The following is a 23,152-nucleotide window of genomic DNA, read 5'->3' on the forward strand; positions in this document are numbered from 1 at the left end:
CTCGTATGCCGGCTACGACCCTGTTTTCCTGTCCATCGCCCGCTCGGTGATCGGCGGCCTGTGCGTTCTTGTCTGGTGCCGCTGGCGCGGCATTGCGCTGTTCACGCCCGACAAGACCCTCGTCGCCGGCATTGTGGCGGGCGCGCTTTTCGGTCTCGAGTTCCTGTTCCTCTACGTCGGTCTCGAGCATACGACGGTTGTGCGCAACACCTTGCTGGTCAACACCATGCCGTTCTGGATGCTGGTCGGCGGCCATTTCCTGCTGGGCGAAAGCATCACGGCGCGCAAGCTCGTTGGGCTTCTGCTCGCTTTCGCCGGACTGGTCGCGGTGTTTTCCGATAAACTGAGCGCCAATGGCGGCGCAACATTGAGCGGCGATTTGCTCAGTCTCGGCGCCGGCATTCTGTGGGCCGTGACCAATATCGTCATCAAGCGGTCGAAGCTGGTGACGGCCAGCGCCGAAAAGCTGCTGCTCTATCAGCTGGCCGGGGCCGCCGTCGTCGGCATTTTGGTGATGCCTTTTGCCGGGCCGCCGGTCCGCAGCTTTACCGTTCTGCCGAGCTTGGCTCTGCTGTTCCAGGCCGTCTACGTCGTCGCGTTCACCTATGTGCTGTGGTTCTGGCTGCTGCGGCGCTACCCTGCATCCGGCTTGTCGAGCTTCACCTTCCTGTCGCCGGTGTTTGGTGTGCTGTGCGGCGCCGTGTTCTTGAACGAGCCGCTGACCGTTCGTATCTTCCTGGCACTCGCCCTGATCGCCGCCGGACTCATCATCGTCAACCGGCCGGCCCGAAAACAAAGTCCCGGATGAGCATGCGCGATATATTGAACGACCTCGAAGCGGGAAAACAGCTCTCTGATCCGGACCCGGTGCGTCGCGCCCAGATCCAGATGAAGACGCCGCTGCCGAAGCGCTTCTACAAGACCGTCGCGGTAGCACCGGTCGAAGACGGTTTTGCCGTCCATCTCGATGGCAAGCCCGTCCGCACGCCGGCCAAGGCGCTGCTGGCGCTGCCGACCGAAAAGGCGGCTGCTCTCGTCGCCGAGGAATTCGCCGCACAGGAGGAGACCATCGACCCGGTGACAATGCCGGTGATGCGTCTGGTCAATACGGCAATCGATGGCGTCGCCAGTGATCCCCAGGCGGTGCTGGAGGACATCCTGCGCTTCGCCTCATCCGATCTGCTCTGCTACCGCGCCGATGCGCCCCAAGGGCTGGTCGACCGGCAGAACGAGCATTGGGATCCGGTCATCGACTGGGTGCGCAGCGCGCTCGGCGCCCGGTTCCGTCTTGCCGAAGGCGTGATCCATGTCGAACAGCCGCGCGAGACCATCGCGCTGCTTGGCCAGCATCTTGCCCAGCGTGCCGATCCGCTGCGCCTTGCCGCCATCCACGTCATGACGTCGCTGACCGGATCGGCGCTGCTGGCGCTGGCCGTCGACTTCGGCGAGCTCGATGGCGAGGCTGCCTGGGCTGCCGGTCATGTCGACGAGGACTGGCAGGCCGAGCAATGGGGCCATGATGCCGAGGCCGTCGCCCGCCGCGCTGCCCGCAAGCGCGACATGATGGCCGCAGTCAACCTGCTCGAAGCTCTCAAAGGCTGACGGCACCGTCGTTTCTATTTCGCACTGCACATTAGACCAAAGTCATAATCCCAAAGGCGGTCTGCCTCTGGGCATTGCTTTCTGTCATTTTTTGCACCGATGGCTGTACTGAGTCTGCGTTGCGAGGAAACGCGGACGATGACGCGCAGCATCGAGGACTGACGGAATCACGAATCACACGGGAGGATACACTCATGGCAATGGCATCGACCGCCGGCAAAACAAGCCGCGGCATGACGCGGGAGGAGAAGAAGGTCATCTTCGCCTCCTCGCTCGGCACCATTTTCGAATGGTACGATTTTTATCTCTATGGCACGCTGACAGCCGCGATCGGCGCAGCCTTCTTTACCCAGTACCCGGAAACGACGCGCAACATCTTTACGCTTTTGGCTTTTGCCGCAGGTTTCCTCGTACGCCCCTTCGGCGCGCTGGTATTCGGCCGCATCGGCGATCTCGTCGGCCGCAAGTACACCTTCCTCGTCACCATCATGATCATGGGCCTGTCGACCTTCCTGGTCGGCATACTTCCAGGCGCAGCCAGTTGGGGTATAGCGGCGCCGGTCATCCTGGTCGCACTTCGCATGCTGCAAGGCCTGGCGCTTGGCGGCGAATATGGCGGCGCCGCGACGTATGTCGCCGAACACGCTCCCGACGACCGTCGTGGCTTCTACACCTCATGGATCCAGACCACCGCAACGCTCGGCCTGTTCCTGTCGCTGATCGTGATTTTGATTGTACAGAATTCGCTGAGCAAGGAAGATTTCACGGCTTGGGGCTGGCGCATTCCATTCCTGGTTTCCGCGGCCCTGCTCGCCATCTCGGTTTGGATTCGCCTGTCGCTTGCCGAGTCTCCGACCTTCCAGCGCATGAAGGATGAGGGCAAAGGTTCCAAGGCGCCGCTTACCGAAGCCTTCGGTCAGTGGAAAAACGCCAAGATCGCGTTGCTGGCGCTGCTCGGCCTTACCGCCGGCCAGGCCGTAGTTTGGTACAACGGTCAGTTCTACGCGCTGTTCTTCCTGCAGAACGTGCTCAAGGTCGATCCGCAGTCGGTCAATATCATGATCGCGATCGCGCTGGCGCTCGGCACCATCTTCTTCGTCGTGTTCGGCTGGCTTTCCGACAAGATCGGCCGCAAACCGATCATCATGGCCGGCCTTGCACTGGCGATCGTCACCACCTTCCCCTTGTTCAAGGCGCTGACGAGGGCGGCCAACCCGGCGCTCGCCACCGCCCAGCAGAATACGCGCGCGACAGTAACTGCCGCACCTGGGGACTGCAGATTCCAGTTCAATCCGACCGGGACCCGCAAGCCTCTCACCTCGTGCGACATTGCCACGGATTTCCTTGCCAAGAGCTCCGTGCCTTACGACATTGTTGCGACCGCGGCACCTGGGACTGCGGCAAGCGTCAAGATCGGCAACGAAACCGTCACCTCCTATGATGCTGTGGCAGCCGCAGACAAGGCGACTTCAAATGAAACTGCGTTCAAGAAGGCAGTAAACCTCGCGCTGCAGGACGGCGGCTATCCACTGAAGCGTGCACCGGCCAAAGTATCTGACCAGAAGCTCGACGCCTTCGTCGCGGCCAATCCGGAGCTGAAACTCGATGCGGCAGCCATCCGCGCCGGCGACAAGGCGACGGTTCCGACCGAGCAGGCGATCAAGGACAAGCTGCTGACTGCCGACGACGCCGCCGGCTCGCCAGAGGTCGCCGTCTACACGATACCGGGCGCCGGCGCCTTTGCTATGTTCGCGGACCCGGCTGCGGTGAATTGGCCGATGACGATTGGCATCCTGTTCATTCTCGTCCTCTACGTGACAATGGTGTATGGGCCAATCGCCGCAATCCTGGTCGAGATGTTCCCGACCCGCATCCGTTACACCGGCATGTCGCTGCCCTATCACATCGGCAATGGCTGGTTCGGCGGCCTGCTGCCGGCGACGGTGTTCGCGCTCAGTGCCTACAAAGGCGACATCTACTACGGCCTCTGGTACCCGGTGGTGATCGCGGCGATGTCGCTGATCATCGGGATGATCTTTATCAGGGATACGCTCGGAACGGACCTGCACGCCAAGCAGTAGCCGGCCTGTCCCGGTTCAAAGCAAAGCCCGGCGCGAGTGATCACGCCGGGCTTTTTCATTTATCGAGTGCATGGAGGGGAAGGGCTTAGCTCTTCCGATCCTGGTTCGCTTCCTCGATCGCTGCTTCATGATACCAGGCACTTCCGAAATCCGTTCGGTTGCGCAAAGAAGCAAGTTCTGCCGCGAACTTAGCCTTTCCGCTTAAATTTGAGGCAGAAGCGCGCGCTGCCACCGGGAACATCAGGATTTTGGCCGACTGACGAGTGGAAGTGATTTCCATTGTCGGTTTCCTTTCTTCGACAGAACACTGCCGATTCAACCTTTCCCCAACATAGGTTCAGCAACCGAATTAGGCAACATGATTACGAAAAGATCAGTACTTGCACATGATTTGTGCAAGTTGTGCTTGTGGATGATCCGAACGCAGCATGACGGCGGACCAGCGATTTTGGGCGGATACAACCTCACTTTTTGCCGCATCCGTCGCCGGCGAGAATGGCACACGAATTGCATTTTAACAGTCCGGCAGGTCGGCTGCTGGATAGGCCGGCTCGCCCCGGCGCCATCCAGGGTTCGGTGATCAAGCAACGAGAGGCTAGAATGACGAAATACAAGCTCGAGTACATTTGGCTCGATGGATACACCCCGGTTCCCAATCTTCGCGGAAAGACGCAGGTCAAGGACTATGCCGAGTTTCCGACGCTCGACCAGCTTCCTCTGTGGGGCTTCGACGGTTCTTCGACCATGCAGGCCGAGGGCCACAGCTCCGACTGCGTTTTGAAGCCGGTCGCCGTCTATCCGGATCCCGCCCGCACCAATGGCGCGCTCGTCATGTGCGAGGTCATGATGCCGGACGGCGTGACGCCGCATGCGTCCAACAAGCGCGCCACCATTCTCGACGACGAGGGCGCCTGGTTCGGCTTCGAGCAGGAATATTTCTTCTACAAGGACGGCCGTCCTCTCGGCTTCCCCGAGAGTGGCTATCCGGCGCCGCAAGGCCCGTACTATACCGGCGTCGGCTACAGCAATGTCGGCTCCGTCGCCAGGCAGATCGTCGAGGAGCATCTCGACCTTTGCCTTGCCGCCGGCATCAATCATGAAGGCATCAATGCTGAGGTAGCCAAAGGCCAGTGGGAATTCCAGATCTTTGGCAAGGGCTCCAAGAAAGCCGCCGACCAGATGTGGATGGCGCGCTATTTGTTGCAGCGCCTGACCGAGAAGTACGGCATCGACATCGAATACCACTGCAAGCCGCTCGGTGACACCGATTGGAACGGCTCCGGCATGCATGCCAACTTCTCGACCGCCTATATGCGCGAAGTCGGCGGCAAGGGCTATTTCGAGGCGCTGATGGCAGCCTTCGACAAAAACCTGATGGATCACATCGCCGTCTATGGGCCGGACAACGACAAGCGTTTGACCGGCAAGCACGAGACCGCGCCCTGGAACAGGTTCAGCTACGGCATCGCCGATCGCGGCGCCTCGATCCGCGTGCCGCACTCCTTCATCAACAACGGCTACAAGGGCTATCTCGAGGATCGCCGTCCGAACTCGCAGGGCGACCCCTACCAGATCGCCTCGCAGATATTGAAGACGATCGCCTCCGTCCCGACGAGCGCCGAGGTTTCGGCCGCGGCTTGAGCACTTGTCACGGCGCAGACCTCAGGTCTGCGCCGTGACGTTCTGTCCAATCGCATCACAATAAAAAACCCCGGCGTCTTCGCCGGGGTTTTTTCTGTTGGCTGCAACGATCTGAATCAGACCGAATAATACATGTCGTATTCGACCGGATGCGGGGTCATTTCGAAGCGCATCACCTCGGCCATCTTGAGCTCGATGTAGCTGTCGATCTGGTCGTCGTCGAAGACGCCGCCGGCCTTCAGGAAGCCGCGGTCCTTGTCGAGGCTCTGCAGTGCCTCGCGCAGCGAGCCGCAGACGGTCGGGATCTTCTTCAATTCCTTCGGCGGCAGGTCGTAGAGATCCTTGTCCATCGGCTGTCCCGGGTGGATCTTGTTCTTGATGCCGTCGAGGCCGGCCATCAGCATGGCGGCGAAGGCGAGATAGGGGTTGGCGCCCGGATCGGGGAAGCGGACCTCGACGCGCTTGGATTTCGGCGACGAGCCGAACGGAATGCGGCACGAGGCCGAGCGGTTGCGTGCCGAATAGGCGAGCAGCACCGGCGCTTCATAGCCCGGCACCAGGCGCTTGTAGGAATTGGTCAGCGGGTTGGTGAAGGCGTTGATCGCCTTGGCATGCTTGATGATGCCACCGATGTAGAACAGGCAGCTCTCAGACAGGCCGGCATATTCGTTGCCGGCGAAGGTCGGCTTGCCTTCCTTCCAGATCGACTGGTGGACATGCATGCCCGAGCCGTTGTCGCCGAACACCGGCTTCGGCATGAAAGTGGCCGTCTTGCCGTATGCGTTGGCGACCTGGTGCACGACATATTTGTAGATCAGCATCTTGTCGGCGTTGCGGACCAGCGTGTCGAACTTGATGCCGAGCTCGTGCTGGGCGGCGGCCACTTCGTGATGGTGCTTTTCAACGCGCACGCCCATTTCGGCGAGCACGGTGAGCATTTCCGAGCGCATGTCCTGTGCCGAATCGATCGGCGGCACCGGGAAATAGCCGCCCTTGATGCGCGGCCGGTGACCGAGATTGCCGGTCTCGTAATCGGTGTCGTCATTGGACGGCAGTTCGGTGGAATCCAGCCTGAAGCCGGTGTTGTAGGGATCGGCCTTGTACTTGACGTCGTCGAACACGAAGAACTCGGCTTCAGGACCGACGAAGATCTGGTCGCCGATGCCTTCGGCCTTCATATAGGCCTCGGCCTTCTTGGCGGTGCCGCGCGGGTCGCGGTTGTAGGATTCGCCCGAGATCGGATCGAGAATGTCGCACAGGATGACCATGGTCGACTGGGCGAAGAACGGGTCCATATGCACCGTATCCGCATCGGGCATCAGCACCATGTCGGACTCGTTGATTGCCTTCCAGCCGGCGATCGACGAACCGTCGAACATGACGCCATCGGCAAACATGTCTTCCTCGACCTCGACGACATCCATCGTAACGTGCTGCAGTTTGCCCTTCGGATCGGTGAAGCGCAGATCGACGAACTTCACGTCGTTGTCCTTGATCTGCTTCATGATGTCTTTGGCTGTCGTCATGTCCCTGCTTCCCTATGTGATGACGTTTTGAACGTGGCCTTTTAACGGGAAAACTCAGACGGCGTCCATGCCGGTTTCGCCGGTGCGGATGCGCACCACTTCCTCGATGTTCGAGACGAAGATCTTGCCGTCGCCGATACGGCCGGTCTGGGCCGCCTTGCGGATGGCTTCGATCGCGGCTTCGACTGCATCGTCGCCGAGCACGACCTCGATTTTCACCTTCGGCAGGAAGTCGACGACATATTCGGCGCCGCGATAAAGCTCGGTATGGCCCTTCTGGCGGCCAAACCCTTTGGCCTCGGTAACGGTGATACCTTGCAGGCCGGCCTCCTGAAGCGCTTCCTTCACTTCGTCTAGCTTGAATGGCTTGATGATCGCTTCGATCTTTTTCATGTAAAAAGTGGCCTCCACTGCCAAAAAAGACGGGTTGTGAGCCCCGCTTGCGCCTCAATCAAGCACAAACTGTGCCAACTGATGGGGCGCCGAGCGGCCTCACATCATTTGGATACCATGCTACGCGGGAATGTACATTCGCGTCATTCACTGCGTCGGATGCGCCATGAACGCCGCGAGCCTATACACGGCTGGTCCTGCAGTCCGCACAAAAATTGGGCATATCGGATATTTCATGAGCAGCTGCGGACCTGCGACTCGTCGCTCCGGGCATCGCCGGTGTGTTTCACAACCTTCGTAGTTTGCGTCGGATCAAAAACTGGACAATGCTTCGGCAGATGATGTGCATGTCGCCCGCATGAGCAACGAACTTCTTTCTCCGTCCGAAATGGCCGAGGCCGACCGGCTGGCGATCGCCGCCGGTCCGTTCGACGGCATCGGCCTGATGCGCAACGCCGGCGCCGCGGTTGCTGCCGTAGTGCTGAAGCGCTATCCAGCGGCGAGCCGCGTCCATGTGCTCTGTGGCCCCGGCAACAATGGTGGCGATGGCTACGTCGTGGCACGGTTGCTGGCCGAGGCTGGCGTCAATGTCGCGGTCTGGGCCGAAGGCAAGCAGAAACCGGGGAGCGATGCCGCGCTGGCTGCCGAGGCTTGCAACCTGCCGGTCAACCATCTCGGCCACTGTTATCCGGAAGCGGGAGAAGTCGTCGTGGACGCGCTCTATGGCGCGGGACTGTCGAAAGACATTTCCATGCAAGCGTCAGCCGTCTCCGGCCTTAGTAGCGCGGAACGCGTGCCGGTGGTTTCGATCGACCTACCTTCGGGTGTGTCGGGCGAAACCGGGTTGACCAATGCTTATTTCGAGGCCGAGGTGACGGTAACGTTCGTGCGAAAAAAGGTCGGCCATCTGCTGATGCCCGGACGCAGCCTGTGCGGCGAGATCATCGTCGCTGACATCGGCATTCCAGATGCGATCGTCGACCAGCTCAAGATCAAGACGTTTGAGAACACGCCGGACCTGTGGCTGCGATGGAATTTTCCGCGAACGGCCATCGATACGCACAAATACAAGCGCGGCCATGTCGCGGTCTTTTCCGGCGGACCGAGCGCCACAGGTGCCGCCCGGCTGTCTGCGATGGCCGCTGCCAGAAGCGGGGCGGGGGCAGTGACCGTGCTTTCGCCTGGCGATGCCATGCAGGTGAACGCCGCGCATCTGACCTCGATCATGTTGCGAAAGGTCGACACCGTCGCGGAGGTGGGCGAATTCATCGGCGAACGGCAGCCGTTGGCCATCGTTCTTGGTCCAGGGTTCGGCGTTGGCGACAAAGCCCGCGATTTTGCATTGCGGTTGCTCAGCCGGGACCCTCTCCACGATATCAAACACGGGATCGAATTTGGAGGCGTTGTGCTTGATGCCGATGGCCTGACTTCGTTTCGCGACGCTCCAGACGCCCTTTTTGAAGCCGCACATCGAACCTTCGCACCAAGTCTGGTGCTGACGCCGCATGAAGGCGAATTCGCCAGGCTTTTTCCCGACATTGCCAGATCGAAGAAGCAGTCAAAGCTCGCCAAGGCCGGCGCCGCCTCAGCGCGTGCCAATTCAGTCATTGTCTACAAGGGCGCCGACACGGTGATCGCGGCGCCCGACGGCAGGGTTGCGATCAACAGCAATGGCGCGCCGTGGCTGGCAACGGCCGGGTCGGGGGATGTGCTGGCGGGCATCGTTGCCGCGCTGCTGGCGCAAGGCATGCGAGCCTTCCAGGCTGCCTGCGCTGCGGTCTGGATCCACGCCGAGGCCGGCCGCCGTTTCGGGCCTGGCTTGATCGCCGAGGATCTGCCGATGGCGTTGGTGCCGGTGTTGCGTGAATTGGTCGAACGCCAACAGGACCTTCTATGAGACGTCTTGCTGTCTTTTTCATCACGCTCGTCATGGCCGCATTGGCGACACAGTCGGCGAATGCCGCTGAGCAGCCGGTGACCATCGTCGACGACCCGGCCGTTCTCGCCGCCCTCGATAGCGAGGGTTACGGTTTCGCCGGCATTTTCGGCGTCGATGGCAAGGGCGACCTGAAGACGCTCTACGAGAAGGCGCCGGCCTACCACGCGATCGTCGAAACGGTTGCAAGCGACGTCGCGGCGCTGCGGGCCGAGATGAAGGCCGGCGGGCGGACGCTCTATGAGGTCACCGACGGCAATGTCGGCCGCATCATGGACATGCGCTGGCTGAAGACCGACGCCGCACGCTTCCGCCTCGTCGGCGTGGTCAACCGGCTCGACCGCGGCGATTTCGCCGCGCTGACGGGCGACACCAGTTGCGGCGAGGTGCGTTTCATCTATCGCCTCGCCTACAGCTTCAAGAAGAACGGCAAGGTTTTGGCCTCGCGCCTGCCGTTCAATTTCAGTGCCGTCTTCAATGTCGCGCCCGATGCCGATGGTGGCTGCGTCGGCGTTGCCGGACGCTGGGCGCCGCAACTCGACGAAAGCGTCGATGCCGGTTGGCTGACCGGCGGCCCGCTGGAAAGGGCGGCGCTCACCTTCAAGCAGCTCGAGCTCAATGCGCAAGTGGTGCGCTTCCCCTCCGGCCAGGAGACCGAATTCGGTGGCCAGGCGGCCTACGTCATGCGGATATTCGGCATCGATGGCTCGGCTGTCAGCGAGAAGCCGCTGGAGAATACGCCCGACACGGCACGCCTTGCTGAAGACGCCGGCTTAAAAGCAAAACTTGCGGAATACATCCGCACAGATGTTGCGGCGGTCGATCTCGGCGTCTACCAGATTCCGGACCAATTCCTGGCGAAGAAGGTCATCTCATGGTCGACCTTCGGCAGCGCAAGGCAGGCCAACCACCCGTTCACGCCGCTGTTCCAATCCGCGGATTTCGCCGGCCTCGATTTTTCTGCGCTGAAGTTGGTGCGAACGCCGGAGGCGCTGGTCGAGCGTCTGGACAACGGCGCCTGCCAGGGCTGCCATCAGGCGGGATCGACCGCCGGCTTCCATTTCATCGGTTTCGATGACAAGACGACCTCGCCGCTCAACCGCATCGAAGTTGGCATCTCACCGCATCTTCACGCCGACATCCCCCGCCGCGAAGCGTGGCTGCGCGCGACTGCCGAGGGCAAGGAGCCGAACCGTTTCCGCCCGCTGTCCTTCGCGCCGCCGGCCACATGGAACGATGCCGGCGAGGTCGACTACGCGCCGGCCGAGATGGCGATGCCGTGCCTGATGCCGGAGGATGCGGCCCGCTTCGGCGCAACCTGGCAATGCGGCGGCGGTACCGTCTGCACGCCACTGGCGATCGTGTCCGGCGTGCGCACCAAGCTGGCGCAATGCCTGCTGCCCAAGGACAGCCCCAAGGACAGCAAAGCCATGTTCTCCGGCCATCCGTGCCTGACCGGCTCGATCGCCAGCAACGCCGCGCAGCCTTTCAATGACCGCTACACCATCACCGGCCAGTTCGCGGCTTTCGCGCCGGGCATTTCACGCATCGCCTACACCTGCCGGCCGCCGAAGATCGGCGTGCCGGCGGGCATTGCCTATCGCGGCTGCGACGACCGGGATCACAGCTTTGCCGCCTTCAAACCGGGCAAGTCGATGCCGAACGAGATTTGCGGGCTGGTTGGCGGCAAAAAATTCGACACCTGCGTAGCGACCAATAATTTCGACCAGTGCCTGGGCGGCGCCGTCAATCGCGGCAACAGGCCTGCCTGCTCCGCCGACCATTTTTGCCGCGAGGATTACATGTGCCAATCGCTGCCGCCCGACACGCCGGGCATCGGCAAGGTGAGAGGCATCGGCTTCTGTTCGCCAACCTATTTTATCTTCCAGATGCGCATCGACAATCATGCGACGCCGTGGTCGGGCGCTGTCCGCGCGACGATGGGAGCGGGGTTCGGCGCGGCGGAAGCGGAATAGGCCGCCGGCTCACGCATTAGCAGCAGTGGATCCTGGTGGGCAGCTATCGATCGAGATGGTCGGCGATGTTCGATGTCCATTCGCCGTCGAAATGGCGGACATGTTCGGCGACGACCTCATCGCTCAGCAGGCTCGACAAGGCAGAAACCAGAACTGGTTCTATCTCTGGAGCCGAGTTAAATCCAAGAGCAGTCAAACGTTCGGACCAGGGCGGATGATCCGCGCTTTCGTTATCTGGCGCGTCCCAGGCCTTTTGCGCATATTCTTGCAGGATGGGAAGCCTCGACAGGTGACTGGCGGCCGCCAGAACTCTTTCGAGTGGTGGACGAGGCGGTACCATGGTGCCAAGCAGTTCACGTTTAAGCGGAATATACACTTGGTCATCGAAGAACGCACTGGCAGCACCGATCAGTAGCAGGGCGCGCGCCGTTTCATATGCATCGCCGGACGTCGCTGCATGGCGATCTGCGTCAATTTCCGCCCGTCGCGACAACCGTATTTCTTCGCGCTCCAGAGTGCGCGACAGCGGACCAAGCATCCAGTAGAACAGGCTGCCTGAAACGGTTTTCCCTGGAGGAGCGAAGTCGAAGATTAGATCGAAGCTTTTCTCGAGTTCGGCCAGGTTGAGACCGCCATTTGTATCTTTGTTTTTCAGATGGGCGTCCTCATGAGCCAAGATCGCCGCAAATGCCTTTTTGTCGGTCGCTGCGAGCAGCGGCAGGCCCACGGTGAGAATTGCCCTGCGACCAAGCAGGCCCAGAAACGGCCGCTCTTCACCGATGCTAGCGTTGAGATCGTCGCTCAGCACGATCGTCGTCCGGCTGGCGCGGTGTTTGCCAGCAATACTCTCCCAGACAGCCCACAATTTCGGGGCTGATTCCCAAGTAATCCCGTCCACCTTGCTGGGTCGAAAACCGGCGAACAATGTCCCAATCAACAGAACGATGGCCAGCATCGCGGCCGGGATTGCAACAACGCCAGTCGCGATGACAGCGAGCGGATAGCAATCGAGGAACCAGAACCACAGGAGTATTGGGCAAAACAGCGGCAGAGCGAAGAGCAGGATGGCAAACCTGCCGAAACGCGCTCCCACACAGAGGACCAGGCGCGACATCAACCCCTCTCACAGCGGAATATTATCGTGCTTCTTCCAGGGGTTTTGCATATCCTTGTTGCGCAGCATCCTGAGCGCGCGGGCGATGCGGCGGCGGGTCGAATGCGGCATGATAACCTCGTCGACATAGCCACGCTCGGCGGCAACGAAGGGTGACAGGAAGCGATCCTCGTAAGCTTTTGTGTGCGCTGCAATTTTCTCCGCGTCGCCGATATCCTTGCGATAGATGATCTCGACTGCGCCCCTGGCGCCCATCACCGCAATCTGCGCCGTTGGCCAAGCATAGTTCATGTCGCCGCGCAAATGCTTTGACGCCATAACGTCATAGGCGCCGCCATAGGCCTTTCTGGTGATGACGGTTATTTTCGGCACGGTCGCTTCGGCATAGGCGAACAGAAGCTTGGCGCCGTGCTTGATCAACCCGCCATATTCCTGCGCGGTGCCTGGCAGGAAGCCCGGCACGTCGACGAAGGTGACGATCGGGATCGAGAAGCAGTCGCAGAAGCGCACGAAACGCGCCGCCTTGCGGCTGGCATCCGAATCGAGCACGCCGGCCAGCACCATCGGCTGGTTGGCGACGAAGCCGACGGTGCGGCCCTCGATACGGCCGAAGCCGGTGACGATGTTTTTCGCAAAATTCTGCTGGATCTCGAAGAAGTCACCCTCGTCGGCAACTTTAAGGATCAACTCTTTGATGTCGTAGGGTTTGTTGGCATTGTCGGGGATCAGCCTGTCGAGCGACAGATCGTGATCGGTGACCGACTGGTAGCATTCGATCTCGGGAATTTCCGCCGTGTTGGAGGCGGGCAGCAGATCGACCAGCCGGCGCATCTGCAGCAACGCCTCGACGTCATTGTCGTAGGCTCCGTCGGCGATCGAGGACTTCGTCGTGTGGACGGAAGCGCCGCCGAGGCTTTCGGCGGTGACCGTCTCGTTGGTGACGGTCTTCACCACATCCGGCCCGGTGACGAACATGTAGGAGGTGTCGCGAACCATGAAGATGAAGTCGGTCATCGCCGGCGAATAGACGTCGCCGCCAGCACAAGGGCCCATGATCAGCGAAATCTGTGGGATGACGCCGGAGGCTAGAACATTGCGCTGGAAGATCTCGGCATAGCCGCCGAGCGCCGCCACGCCTTCCTGGATGCGGGCGCCGCCGGCGTCGTAAAGGCCGATGATCGGCGCGCGGTTGCGTAGCGCCATCTCCTGCACCTTGACCACCTTTTCGGCATGCGCCTCGGACAGCGAGCCGCCGAACACGGTAAAGTCCTTTGCAAAGAGGTACACTGGCCGGCCATTTACGGTGCCCCAGCCGGTGACGACGCCATCGCCGGCGATCTTGGTCTTCTCCATGCCGAAGTCGGTCGAGCGGTGCTCGACAAACATATCGAACTCCTCGAACGAGCCCTCGTCGAGAAAAACGTCTATGCGTTCGCGGGCGATCAGCTTGCCCTTCTTGTGCTGGGCGTCGATGCGGGCCTGGCCGCCGCCCATGCGGGCGATCTCGCGGCGGCGCTCGAGTTCCTTCAGCACGTCCTTCATGACCGGTCCCCGAAACGGAAAGCTGGATTGTGGTAATCATGCCCGCGAGAGAGCGCAAGCGCCGCTTCCTCTTGGCTTTGCTGCGCTGCAGCATCAGGCCCCTTGCATTTCGATGCGAACTGGGCCATATGCGGCGGCATAGGCGCTTGGGCCGGGATAAATCCGGCCTTCTCGACGAATGAGACTGGTTGCGTCTGTTTTCCCTCTTCCCGGCATATCGGCAAGGTGGCGAAAAAGCCCCGTGGCATGATGCCTGCGGGCACGACAGCGCAGCCGTGTGGACAATAGCGTCCGCCCGCCTTGTCGTTTCATGACAATTTTCGACGGCAGGTTGCGCCCTGCCGCCATTTATGTTTGCGGCCAGGAGCCGCATGAAAGAAGAATATTTTGACCAATGAAAACACTTTGACCGGTAAGGACACTGGGGAACTGAACGGTTTCGCCGCACTTGGAATTACCGGCGCACTGCTCAAGGCCACCAATGCCGCCGGCTTTACCGATCCGAAGCCGATCCAGGCCCAGGCGATCCCGCCGCAGCTCGAAGGCCGCGACATTTTCGGCATCGCCCAGACCGGCTCAGGCAAGACCGCGGCGTTCGCGCTGCCGATCCTGTCGAAGATCATCGCACTTGGCACCAAGCGCCGGCCGAAGACGGCCCGCGCGCTGATCTTGGCGCCGACGCGCGAACTCGCGGTGCAGATCGAGGAGATGATCAAGCTGCTCGCCAAGGGCGCGCATGTCTCGACCGCGCTGGTGCTTGGCGGCGTCTCGCGCTTCAGCCAGGTGAAGAAGGTTGCCCCTGGCGTCGACATCCTGATCGCAACCCCCGGCCGGTTGACAGACCTGGTGCGTGAAGGCGATCTCGTGCTTGCCGACACCAAATGGCTGGTGCTCGACGAAGGCGACCGCATGCTCGACATGGGCTTCATCAACGACGTCAAGCGCATCGCCAGGGCGACGGCGCCGGACCGTCAGACGGTGCTGTTCTCGGCAACCATGCCGGCCGAAATCGCCGAACTGGCGAAAGGCCTGCTGAAGAACCCAATTCGCGTCGAAGTCGCTCCTCACAGCACCGCGGCCGCCGAGATCGTACAGGGTGTCGTCTTTGCCCGCACCAAGCAGAAGCGCCAGGTGCTGGCCAACATGCTTGCCGATGAGGCGATGAAGTCGGTCATCATCTTCTCGCGCACCAAGCATGGCGCCGACAGGGTGACCAAGGATCTCGAGCGCGACGGCTTCAAGGCCGCCGTCATCCACGGCAACAAGTCGCAGAATGCCCGTCAGAAGGCGCTCAACGATTTCCGTGAGGGTTCGGTGCGCATTCTCGTGGCGACCGACATTGCGGCACGCGGCATCGACGTGCCCGGCATCAGCCATGTGGTGAATTTCGACCTGCCGGACGAGGCAGAGAGCTATGTCCACCGCATCGGCCGCACTGGCCGCAACGGCATGGACGGCATCGCCATCACGCTCTGCGACCCATCCGAAAACAGCAAGCTGCGCCAGGTCGAGCGCATCATCCGCACCAAGCTGCCGATCGTTGCCGACCATCTCGGCAGCCCCGATCCGCAGCGCAATCCCGCCGAGAAGAACGAGCGCAGCTTCGAACCGGCCAATGATCGCAACGACCACAATGGCCGCCGCGACGGCAGGCGGCCCGGCGGCGCAAACAACGGCTTCGGCAAGAAGCGGTTCGGCGACAAGCCGGCCTTTGCGGGCGAGCGCAAGCCGGAAGGCGCCAAGCCCTTCAAGGGCAACAACAAGCGCCGCTTCGGCGGCAAGCGGCCAGCAGCGCGGGCCGCATAATCTGACCGTGTTGCGGTCGGCCAAGCCTGGCTTGGTCATTCACGATTGAAAAGGGCGCCCGGCGGGCGGCTGCGGGGGCCCGCGTGGTTGGGGGCGTTTGTTGAAATAAACACCCCCACCGCCCCCCCCCGGGGGGCCATAATAATCGCCCGGGGGGGGGGGCGCCCACGGGGGGGTGTGAATAACCTCATCAAACGGGCCCCCCGGCGCTGCGCCGGGGGCCCCCTCTTGCTTGAGGCCTTTGGTTCACTTCACCACCGCCTCGACCCACACGACGATCCGCTGCGCGAGGAAAGCCGTGGTCGATGGCGACAGCGCGTCGCCGGCGATGACGTGGCGCCCCAGCGACCCGCAAACACGATCCGTCGCCCCGTCACCGATCCTATTCGACCGGTGGCTTGCGGTCGAAATTCAGTGGCCGCGCATTCCAGCGGGTGACCGTGCTGATCACCCATCGGCAGAACGGCCTCGGCAGCATCCTAAGCAGCTTCAGCGTCCAGCTCAGGCGGCGTGGGAAAGTGACTTCGAAGCCGCCGTATTCGATGCCTTGCGCGATGCGGCGCGAGGCCAGATTGACCGGCATCAATCCCGGCATCGGCAGGAAGTTCTTCTCAGTCAGCCGCGTGTCGACAAAGCCCGGATTAATCACCTGGATGCGGACGTTCATCTTGTCGAAATCGTATTTCAGCGACTCGGCCAGGATATTGACTGCCGCCTTGGTGCCGCCATAGGCGGCGGTGGTGGGCCAGCCGAAATAGGCGGTAACCGAACCGATCAGCACGACATGGCCGCGCGAGCGCACGCGCATGCGTTCGATGACAGGCACCAGGCCATTGATGATGCCGAAATAATTGACTTCGAAAGACCGACGGAAATTGCGCGCCACAAGATCCTCGCCCGGCGTTGCGATATAGCTTCCAGCGTTGAACACTGCCAACACGATCGGACCGAGATCTTTCTCGATCGCTGCAACCGTCTTCGCCATGCGTTTTTCGTCGGTCACGTCGCAAGGATAGGCTGCGACACGGCCCGCCATCTGCGCCGTTTCGACGATGAGCGTATCGATCGGATGGTCATCGGGCGCAGTCACCGCGACGACATAGCCCTGAGCGGCAAGATCCTTGGCCAGCGAACGGCCGATACCGCTGCTGCCGCCCGTAATCCAGGCGACGCCATGCTTCGGATTGGCCCGATAGAGTGTCATGTTGCGCCCCGCCGGCTCTTCTTAGCCTGTGCTCTAGCGGTGAAGAAATCGAATGAAAAGAGTGCTTTTCGGTACATGGTTGAAATGAATACCGGCCGGGCGCTCCTGGCTGCAGGAATTGCAGTGTGCGAAATGCGACTGGACCAGGCAAATTCTTGCCTTGAAACCGAAGCTTCGGGTTTCTAGGGTTTCGCCGCACCCACAAAGGAATCTCCATGCCCCGTTCTGTGATCGACGTGATCGGCAACACGCCCCTGATCCGCCTCAACAAGGCCTCGGAAGCAACCGGCTGCGAGATCCTGGGCAAGGCCGAATTCATGAATCCCGGGCAGTCGGTCAAGGACCGCGCCGGCCTGTTTATCATCCGCGATGCCGAGCAGCGCGGGCTGCTGCGGCCCGGCGGCGTCATCGTCGAGGGGACGGCCGGAAATACCGGCATCGGATTGACACTGGTTGCCAAGGCACTCGGCTACCGCACGGTAATCGTCATTCCCGACACCCAGAGCCAGGAGAAGAAGGATACGATCAAACTGCTCGGCGCCGAGCTGATCGAAGTGCCCGCCGTGCCCTACAAGAACCCGAACAACTACGTGAAGCTGTCGGGCCGGCTGGCCGAGCAGATGGCGAAGACCGAGCCAAACGGCGCGATCTGGGCCAACCAGTTCGACAATGTCGCCAACCGTGACGGCCATATCCGCACCACGGCCGAAGAAATCTGGAACCAGACTGACGGCAAGGTGGATGGTTTCGTGTCGGCGGTCGGTTCCGGCGGCACTCTGGCAGGCGTCGGTTTCGGGCTGAAGGCAAAAAACAGCCAGGTCAAGATCGCGCTGGCCGATCCGCTGGGGGCAGCGCTCTATTCCTTCTACACCAGCGGCGAGCTGAAATCCGAGGGCAGTTCGATCACCGAAGGCATCGGGCAGGGGCGGATCACCGCCAACCTCCAAGGCTTTACACCCGATTTTGCCTTCCAGATCCCCGACGAGGACGCACTGCCGATCGTATTCGACCTGATCCAGGAGGAGGGGCTTTGCGTTGGCGGTTCGACGGGCATCAACATTGCCGGCGCCATTCGCCTGGCGCGCGAGCTAGGCCCCGGCCACACCATCGTGACCATGCTTTGCGACTACGGCACGCGCTACCAGTCGAAGCTGTTCAATCCTGAATTCCTGCGCGAAAAGAAGCTGCCGGTGCCGGGCTGGATGGAGCAACGGACCACGATTTCGGTACCGTTCGAAAGGGTTGCATGATGGCGCACAAGACCGAGGCGCTGTTTCGTGACGACGCCTATCTGGGGACGGCCGACGCCACCGTCGTCGCAGTAAACGATCGCGGCGGCATCATTCTGGACCGGACGGTGTTTTACGCCACATCGGGCGGGCAGCCGGGCGACACCGGCAGCCTCGAACGCGCCGACGGCACCGGCATAGCGATTGCCGCTACGATCACCGGCGAAACCAAGGACGAGATCATCCATGTGCCGGCGCCGGAGCAGACAGTTCCAAAGGTGGGCGAGCGCATGAGGCTCGCCATCGACTGGCCGCGGCGGCAGTTGCTGATGCGCATGCATTCTGCCTGCCACCTGCTTACCGTCGTCTGTCCGTTCCCGATCACCGGCGCCGCGGTTTCCGAGGACGACAGCCGTATCGATTTCGACATCCCGGACGCCGGCTTTACCAAGGAAGACGTGACGGCCAGACTGATGGAGCTGGTGCGAGCCGACCACCCGATCTTCACCCGGCTCATTTCCGACGAGGAACTGGCATCCAATCCGGGCTTGGTGAAATCCAAGAATGTGCGGCCCCCGGCTGGCACGGGAAAGATCCGATTGGTCTGCATCGGCGAGAACGCTTCGATCGACAGCCAGCCTTGCGGCGGCACCCATGTAAAGAGCACCAGCGAAATCGGCGAGATCCATATCGGCAAGATCGAGAAGAAGGGCCGCGAGAACCGGCGCTTCCGCATTCGCTTTGGTCCTATGCCGCCAGCCTGATATAGGACTGCGACAGGCGGGACAGGAGAGAAAGATGGCCGACGACAGTCCTTTCACCATCGATGCCGATTGGTTGCAGAAGCGGCTCGGCGAACCGGGCCTGACGATTGTCGACGCGTCCTGGTATCTGCCGGCGCAAAAGCGTGACGCGCGCGCCGAGTATGACGCAGCGCATATTCCAGGCGCCGGCTTCCTCGACCAGGATGCGGTTTCGGACCCCGACGCGGCTCTGCCGCACACGCTGCCGTCGCCGCAGCATTTCGCGCAATATGTCGGCGCGATGGGTATTTCGGCCGATGACACGATTGTTGTCTACGACGGGCCAGGGTTCTTTTCTGCACCGCGCGCCTGGTGGTTGTTTCGCGTCATGGGCGTGTTCCAGGTCTATATACTCGACGGCGGCTTCGATCGTTGGAAAGCCGCCGGACGGCCGGTGACGGCGGAGCCGACGAAGATCGCGCCTTGCGTGTTTTATGCCAACTTCGATGCCGCCCGCGTCGCCAGCCTTGCCGACATGCGCCGGATCGTCGAGACGAGGGAGAGCCAGATCGCCGACGCGCGCTCGCCTGGCCGTTTTGCCGGCACCGAGCCGGAGCCGCGCCCCGGCATCCGCTCCGGCCATATGCCGGGCGCGCACAACGTGCCGTTTTCGGCGCTTTCGGATAACGGCGAATTGTTGCCCAAGGACAGGCTGCGTAAAGTGATCGAGGACGCCGGCATCGACCTGTCGAAGCCGGTCGTCACCTCCTGCGGGTCGGGCGTCACCGCGGCAGCCGTCACGCTAGCTTTGGAGACGCTTGGCCATGCCGACAACAGGCTTTATGACGGTTCATGGACCGAATGGGGCGGGCTTTCCGACACGCCCGTCGTGACGGGCAAGGACTGACGGTGATGGAAGACGGATCGCTGGAAGACATCGACGTCACCGTGACGTTTCTCGAAATGCATGTGCCGCCTGCCTATTCGCCGCCGCTGCCGTACAACCGCCAGATCGCGCTGCTCAAGACCAAAGACATTCCCCTGCATTTCTACCGCTATTTGATGGATCGGGTCGGCCGCAAATGGCACTGGGTCAATGTGTTGAGGCTGAGCGACGAGGAGCTTGCGGCGGGCATCCACCGCGAGGACCGCGACATCAGGGTGCTTTATCTGGATGGTGCGCCGGCCGGCTTCTTCGACCTCAAGCCGCATTTGCCGGAGGAAGTGGAACTCGCTTATTTCGGAATGATGGAGCACGCGACCGGGCAAGGCATCGGTCGCTGGTTCCTCGGTGCGGCAATCGCCGCGGCATGGTCGCACGGGCCAAGGCGGGTGACGGTGCAGACCTGCACCCTCGATCACCCAGCAGCACTGCCGCTCTATCAAAAACTCGGCTTTACGCCAGTGGCGCAAAAAAAGGAGGTCGTACATCCGATGTCTTTTGCCGATCGCGCGGCCAGCGTCATGCGGCCCTGATTTTCAGGCCGGTTCATCCGAGCTTCAGCTTGTCTTTGCAACGTCCCAGGGTCTGGATCAACACTCAAAGGCGGACCCGACTTGAATGAGCTTGGCTCTTTCCATATCGCTATCGTCTAAAAACTGATGGTGATGGAGGATCGCATGATGGCAATACGCGTGGTAATGGCCGGCGCGACCGGCTGGGTCGGCAAGGCGCTGGTTCCGGCGATCGGGGCGCAAGGCGACATGGAGCTGGCCGGGGCTGTGTCACGCAGCGGCGCAGGGCAGGATTCCGGCCTGCTGGTTGGCATGCCGGCTAATGGTATCACCGTTTCGGCCTCGCTCGCCGAGGCGCTGGAGGCGCCGTCGGACGTGCTGGTCGACTTCACCAAGCCGCATGTCGTGAAAGACCATGTGCTGCTCGCCATCGACAAGGGACGGCACACGGTGATCGGCACGTCGGGACTGGGTGCTGCCGACTATGCCGACATCGACGCCGCGGCGCGCGCCAACGGCGTCGGCGTCGTTGCCGCTGGCAATTTTTCCATCACCGCCACTCTGATGAAGCGGTTTGCACTTATGGCGGCAAAATACGTGCCGGATGTCGAGGTCATCGATTATGCCAGTGCAAAGAAGCCCGACGCGCCCTCCGGTACCGCACGGGAGCTTGCTGAGGCGCTGGCCGACATCCGCAAGGCCTCAACGGCAAAGCCGGTCTCGGAGGTCTCTGGCGTGCCGGCCACACGCGGGGGTGCGGTCGGCGCAGGCGAGGGGGTGCAAGTGCACGCGCTTCGGCTGCCGTCCTACATCCTGTCCTGCGAGGCGCTGTTCGGTCTGCCAGACGAGCGGTTGACCATACGCCACGACGCCGGCTCTTCCGCGGCGCCTTACGTGGCGGGCACGCTGCTCGCCATCAGAAGGGTACAGCAGATCAAAGGTCTGGTTCGCGGTCTCGACGCGCTGATGGACTGATCCATTTCGGCAGGAATCGGGTGGGAAGCTCTGTCTTGCGAGCATAATTTCCGGTCGACGACACCGGAGATTTTGCCATGACGCTAAAATTCAAAGCCTTGCCAACCGATGCGGTCCGCGCACTTCAGCGCGGCGGGCCGGATGCTTATGGCCTGAAGCCAGAGCGGCAGATTTCAGACGGCGACGGCGTGCCTTGCCGTCATTGCTTGAAGAATGTTGCTGCGGAAGAAGCCTATCTTGTTCTGGCCTATCGGCCTTTTCCGGAGCTGCAGCCTTATGCCGAAACCGGGCCGATCTTCCTTCATGCTGAAGAATGCGAACGCGCTGCCGAGGTTAAGTTGCTTCCCGAAATGCTCGAAAGCAGCGATTACATCGTGCGCGGTTATGGCAAGGACGACCGCATCGTTTACGGCAGCGGCGGCGTCATTCCGACCGACGCCATTGCCGCACGGGCAGAGACGTTGTTCCAACGCGACGACATTGCTTACGTCCACATCCGCTCGGCGCGCAACAATTGCTATCAGTGCCGGATCGACCGCGCGTAACCGGACAGGTCGCACCGGCTTGGGGCTGTCGTACTCCCGTCGCATATCGGCGGTAGAAAGCGACAGTCGATCGATTTACCGACCGCGGATGAACCGGCGGGAATTTTCGACAACCGAGGAAGCGGGGCTTTGGCTCCGCTTTTTTGTTGTCCGGTTATTCCGCGCGCCCGACACTTTTCAGTTTTTCACATAAGAAAAAACCCGTCGGACGAAACCGACGGGCACTGGAGAGGCAGATTCGGACAGCTCAGGCCGCGAGAACGGCCTTCGGCTCGACCAGCTCGTAACCGAGCGCTTCGGCCACTGCGCGATTCGTGACCTTGCCCTTGTGGACGTTCAGCCCGTTGCGCAGATGGTGGTCGTCTACCAGCGCCTTGAGGCCCTTGTCGGCGAGCTGCAGGCCATAATGCAGCGTCGCATTGTTGAGCGCGTGGGCCGAGGTGACCGGCACCGCACCCGGCATGTTGGCGACGCAATAGTGGATGACGCCGTCGACCTCATAGGTCGGCTCGGCATGGGTGGTGGCGTGCGAGGTCTCGAAGCAGCCGCCCTGGTCGATGGCGACGTCGACCAGCACGGCGCCTTTCTTCATGCCCGACAGCATTTCGCGCGTCACCAGCTTGGGCGCTGCTGCCCCCGGGATCAGCACGGCGCCGACGACGATGTCAGCCGAAAAACACTCTTCCTCCAGCGCCTCGACGGTCGAGTAGCGGGTGTGGACGCGGCCGCCAAAGATATCATCGAGCTGACGCAGGCGCGGGAGCGAGCGGTCAATGATGGTGACGTCGGCGCCAAGGCCGGCAGCCATCCGTGCGGCATGCAGGCCGACGACGCCGCCGCCGAGCACAGTGACCTTGCCGGGCAGCACGCCGGGCACGCCGCCAAGCAGCACGCCGCGGCCGCCATTGGCCTTTTGCAGCGCCGTGGCGCCCGCCTGGATCGACAGGCGGCCGGCAACTTCCGACATCGGCGCCAAGAGCGGCAGGCCGCCGCGCTCGTCGGTGACGGTCTCGTATGCTATTGCGGTCACGCCAGAGGCCAGCAGGCCCTTGGTCTGCTCCGGATCCGGAGCAAGATGCAGATAGGTATAGAGGATCTGGCCGTCGCGGAGCTGAACCCATTCGTTGGGCTGCGGCTCCTTGACCTTCACGATCATGTCAGACTTGCCAAAAACGTCGGCGGCCGTCTTGGCGATCGTGGCGCCGGCGGCGCGATACGCGTTGTCATCGGCGCCGATGCCGGCGCCGGCGCCCGTCTCGATAAGCACTTCATGGCCATGCGCGACATATTCGCGGACCGAGCCGGGTGTCAGGCCGACGCGGTATTCATGGTTCTTGATTTCCCGGGGGCAACCGACGCGCATCTTTTTTCTCCTGATCCGGCC

20 protein-coding genes and 1 pseudogene are annotated in these 23,152 nt (G+C 61.8%); 13 read left to right on the plus strand and 8 right to left on the minus strand.

Going from position 1 to position 23,152, the window contains the following annotated elements; all coding sequences use genetic code 11:
* The 3 genes from NKH13_RS23220 to NKH13_RS23230 all read left to right on the plus strand — a co-directional run.
* Positions 1-808, plus strand: an 808-nt coding sequence (locus NKH13_RS23220) for a DMT family transporter (RefSeq protein ID WP_352914667.1), incomplete at its 5' end; no start/stop codon positions are given.
* Positions 809-810: 2 nt separating this feature from the next.
* Complete coding sequence (locus NKH13_RS23225; protein ID WP_352914669.1) at positions 811-1,602, plus strand: ATP12 family chaperone protein; 792 nt, start codon at positions 811-813, stop codon at positions 1,600-1,602.
* A 194-nt stretch (positions 1,603-1,796) separates the two neighbouring features.
* A complete protein-coding gene (locus NKH13_RS23230) occupies positions 1,797-3,683 on the plus strand; it encodes an MFS transporter (protein WP_292660392.1) in 1,887 nt (628 codons plus the stop codon).
* An 85-nt stretch (positions 3,684-3,768) separates the two neighbouring features.
* On the opposite strand, the gene NKH13_RS23235 is transcribed toward NKH13_RS23230, so the two are convergent.
* Positions 3,769-3,963: a DUF2735 domain-containing protein gene (locus tag NKH13_RS23235; RefSeq protein WP_352451032.1), complete on the minus strand. Its 195-nt coding sequence runs from the start codon at positions 3,961-3,963 to the stop codon at positions 3,769-3,771.
* A gap of 320 nt (positions 3,964-4,283) precedes the next feature.
* Here NKH13_RS23235 and NKH13_RS23240 point away from each other — a divergent pair, with 320 nt between their 5' ends.
* On the plus strand, positions 4,284-5,324 hold the full coding sequence (locus NKH13_RS23240; protein ID WP_254817165.1) for a glutamine synthetase beta-grasp domain-containing protein: 1,041 nt from the start codon (positions 4,284-4,286) through the stop codon (positions 5,322-5,324).
* Positions 5,325-5,440: 116 nt separating this feature from the next.
* Here the strand turns inward: NKH13_RS23240 and glnA are convergent, their stop codons facing one another.
* Positions 5,441-6,850 (minus strand): type I glutamate--ammonia ligase, encoded by a 1,410-nt coding sequence (gene glnA / locus NKH13_RS23245; RefSeq protein WP_254817166.1) that lies wholly within the window; start codon positions 6,848-6,850, stop codon positions 5,441-5,443.
* A 54-nt stretch (positions 6,851-6,904) separates the two neighbouring features.
* On the minus strand, positions 6,905-7,243 hold the full coding sequence (locus tag NKH13_RS23250; RefSeq protein ID WP_019857988.1) for a P-II family nitrogen regulator: 339 nt from the start codon (positions 7,241-7,243) through the stop codon (positions 6,905-6,907).
* A 358-nt stretch (positions 7,244-7,601) separates the two neighbouring features.
* Between NKH13_RS23250 and NKH13_RS23255 the strand changes: the two genes are divergently transcribed.
* Positions 7,602-9,140 (plus strand): NAD(P)H-hydrate dehydratase, encoded by a 1,539-nt coding sequence (locus NKH13_RS23255; RefSeq protein ID WP_352721970.1) that lies wholly within the window; start codon positions 7,602-7,604, stop codon positions 9,138-9,140.
* On the plus strand, positions 9,137-11,155 hold the full coding sequence (locus NKH13_RS23260; RefSeq protein ID WP_352914673.1) for a hypothetical protein: 2,019 nt from the start codon (positions 9,137-9,139) through the stop codon (positions 11,153-11,155). Before NKH13_RS23255 ends, NKH13_RS23260 begins: the two co-directional genes overlap by 4 nt.
* A gap of 43 nt (positions 11,156-11,198) precedes the next feature.
* On the opposite strand, the gene NKH13_RS23265 is transcribed toward NKH13_RS23260, so the two are convergent.
* Entirely contained in the window at positions 11,199-12,269 is a 1,071-nt protein-coding gene (locus tag NKH13_RS23265) for a M48 family metallopeptidase (RefSeq protein ID WP_352721966.1), read from the minus strand.
* Positions 12,270-12,278: 9 nt separating this feature from the next.
* Complete coding sequence (locus NKH13_RS23270) at positions 12,279-13,811, minus strand: acyl-CoA carboxylase subunit beta (RefSeq protein ID WP_352721964.1); 1,533 nt, start codon at positions 13,809-13,811, stop codon at positions 12,279-12,281.
* Between the two features lie 387 nt (positions 13,812-14,198).
* Here NKH13_RS23270 and NKH13_RS23275 point away from each other — a divergent pair, with 387 nt between their 5' ends.
* Complete coding sequence (locus NKH13_RS23275) at positions 14,199-15,617, plus strand: DEAD/DEAH box helicase (RefSeq protein ID WP_352721963.1); 1,419 nt, start codon at positions 14,199-14,201, stop codon at positions 15,615-15,617.
* Positions 15,618-15,863: 246 nt separating this feature from the next.
* Here the strand turns inward: NKH13_RS23275 and NKH13_RS35685 are convergent.
* Positions 15,864-15,968 (minus strand): annotated as a pseudogene (locus NKH13_RS35685) (alpha/beta hydrolase); the annotation flags it as partial.
* A gap of 31 nt (positions 15,969-15,999) precedes the next feature.
* A complete protein-coding gene (locus NKH13_RS23280) occupies positions 16,000-16,821 on the minus strand; it encodes an SDR family oxidoreductase (protein ID WP_352719522.1) in 822 nt (273 codons plus the stop codon).
* 215 nt (positions 16,822-17,036) lie between these two features.
* Here NKH13_RS23280 and NKH13_RS23285 point away from each other — a divergent pair, with 215 nt between their 5' ends.
* The 6 genes from NKH13_RS23285 to NKH13_RS23310 all read left to right on the plus strand — a co-directional run bounded on the left by NKH13_RS23285 (position 17,037) and on the right by NKH13_RS23310 (position 21,768).
* Positions 17,037-18,071 carry a cysteine synthase A gene (locus tag NKH13_RS23285; protein WP_352719521.1) on the plus strand — a complete coding sequence of 345 codons (1,035 nt, stop codon included), beginning with the start codon at positions 17,037-17,039 and terminating at the stop codon, positions 18,069-18,071.
* Complete coding sequence (locus tag NKH13_RS23290; protein ID WP_352517128.1) at positions 18,071-18,814, plus strand: alanyl-tRNA editing protein; 744 nt, start codon at positions 18,071-18,073, stop codon at positions 18,812-18,814. Before NKH13_RS23285 ends, NKH13_RS23290 begins: the two co-directional genes overlap by 1 nt.
* Before the next feature lie 34 nt (positions 18,815-18,848).
* Complete coding sequence (gene sseA, locus NKH13_RS23295; RefSeq protein ID WP_352719520.1) at positions 18,849-19,700, plus strand: 3-mercaptopyruvate sulfurtransferase; 852 nt, start codon at positions 18,849-18,851, stop codon at positions 19,698-19,700.
* Positions 19,701-19,705: 5 nt separating this feature from the next.
* Positions 19,706-20,269, plus strand: a complete 564-nt coding sequence (locus tag NKH13_RS23300; protein WP_352719518.1) for a GNAT family N-acetyltransferase — start codon at positions 19,706-19,708, stop codon at positions 20,267-20,269.
* Between the two features lie 147 nt (positions 20,270-20,416).
* Positions 20,417-21,223, plus strand: a complete 807-nt coding sequence (gene dapB / locus NKH13_RS23305; RefSeq protein ID WP_352719532.1) for a 4-hydroxy-tetrahydrodipicolinate reductase — start codon at positions 20,417-20,419, stop codon at positions 21,221-21,223.
* A gap of 77 nt (positions 21,224-21,300) precedes the next feature.
* Positions 21,301-21,768, plus strand: coding sequence for a DUF1203 domain-containing protein (locus NKH13_RS23310; protein ID WP_352719516.1), 468 nt, complete (start codon positions 21,301-21,303; stop codon positions 21,766-21,768).
* Positions 21,769-22,015: 247 nt separating this feature from the next.
* On the opposite strand, the gene ald is transcribed toward NKH13_RS23310, so the two are convergent.
* Positions 22,016-23,131 carry an alanine dehydrogenase gene (gene ald / locus NKH13_RS23315; protein ID WP_352914676.1) on the minus strand — a complete coding sequence of 372 codons (1,116 nt, stop codon included), beginning with the start codon at positions 23,129-23,131 and terminating at the stop codon, positions 22,016-22,018.
* Positions 23,132-23,152: the final 21 nt, after the last annotated feature.

The organism is Mesorhizobium sp. M1348 (assembly GCF_040317925.1).
Classification (GTDB): Bacteria; Pseudomonadota; Alphaproteobacteria; order Rhizobiales; family Rhizobiaceae; genus Mesorhizobium.

Coding starts and splice junctions, on each gene's coding strand:
- dapB (WP_352719532.1), top strand. CDS start 20,417: ATGGCAATACGCGTGGTAATGGCCGGCGCGACCGGCTGGGTCGGCAAG.
- NKH13_RS23260 (WP_352914673.1), top strand. CDS start 9,137: ATGAGACGTCTTGCTGTCTTTTTCATCACGCTCGTCATGGCCGCATTG.
- sseA (WP_352719520.1), top strand. CDS start 18,849: ATGGCCGACGACAGTCCTTTCACCATCGATGCCGATTGGTTGCAGAAG.
- NKH13_RS23235 (WP_352451032.1), bottom strand. CDS start 3,963: ATGGAAATCACTTCCACTCGTCAGTCGGCCAAAATCCTGATGTTCCCG.
- NKH13_RS23290 (WP_352517128.1), top strand. CDS start 18,071: ATGGCGCACAAGACCGAGGCGCTGTTTCGTGACGACGCCTATCTGGGG.
- NKH13_RS23280 (WP_352719522.1), bottom strand. CDS start 16,821: ATGACACTCTATCGGGCCAATCCGAAGCATGGCGTCGCCTGGATTACG.
- NKH13_RS23285 (WP_352719521.1), top strand. CDS start 17,037: ATGCCCCGTTCTGTGATCGACGTGATCGGCAACACGCCCCTGATCCGC.
- NKH13_RS23225 (WP_352914669.1), top strand. CDS start 811: ATGCGCGATATATTGAACGACCTCGAAGCGGGAAAACAGCTCTCTGAT.
- NKH13_RS23250 (WP_019857988.1), bottom strand. CDS start 7,243: ATGAAAAAGATCGAAGCGATCATCAAGCCATTCAAGCTAGACGAAGTG.
- NKH13_RS23300 (WP_352719518.1), top strand. CDS start 19,706: ATGGAAGACGGATCGCTGGAAGACATCGACGTCACCGTGACGTTTCTC.
- NKH13_RS23255 (WP_352721970.1), top strand. CDS start 7,602: ATGAGCAACGAACTTCTTTCTCCGTCCGAAATGGCCGAGGCCGACCGG.
- NKH13_RS23230 (WP_292660392.1), top strand. CDS start 1,797: ATGGCAATGGCATCGACCGCCGGCAAAACAAGCCGCGGCATGACGCGG.
- NKH13_RS23265 (WP_352721966.1), bottom strand. CDS start 12,269: ATGTCGCGCCTGGTCCTCTGTGTGGGAGCGCGTTTCGGCAGGTTTGCC.
- NKH13_RS23240 (WP_254817165.1), top strand. CDS start 4,284: ATGACGAAATACAAGCTCGAGTACATTTGGCTCGATGGATACACCCCG.
- ald (WP_352914676.1), bottom strand. CDS start 23,131: ATGCGCGTCGGTTGCCCCCGGGAAATCAAGAACCATGAATACCGCGTC.
- glnA (WP_254817166.1), bottom strand. CDS start 6,850: ATGACGACAGCCAAAGACATCATGAAGCAGATCAAGGACAACGACGTG.
- NKH13_RS23270 (WP_352721964.1), bottom strand. CDS start 13,811: ATGAAGGACGTGCTGAAGGAACTCGAGCGCCGCCGCGAGATCGCCCGC.
- NKH13_RS23310 (WP_352719516.1), top strand. CDS start 21,301: ATGACGCTAAAATTCAAAGCCTTGCCAACCGATGCGGTCCGCGCACTT.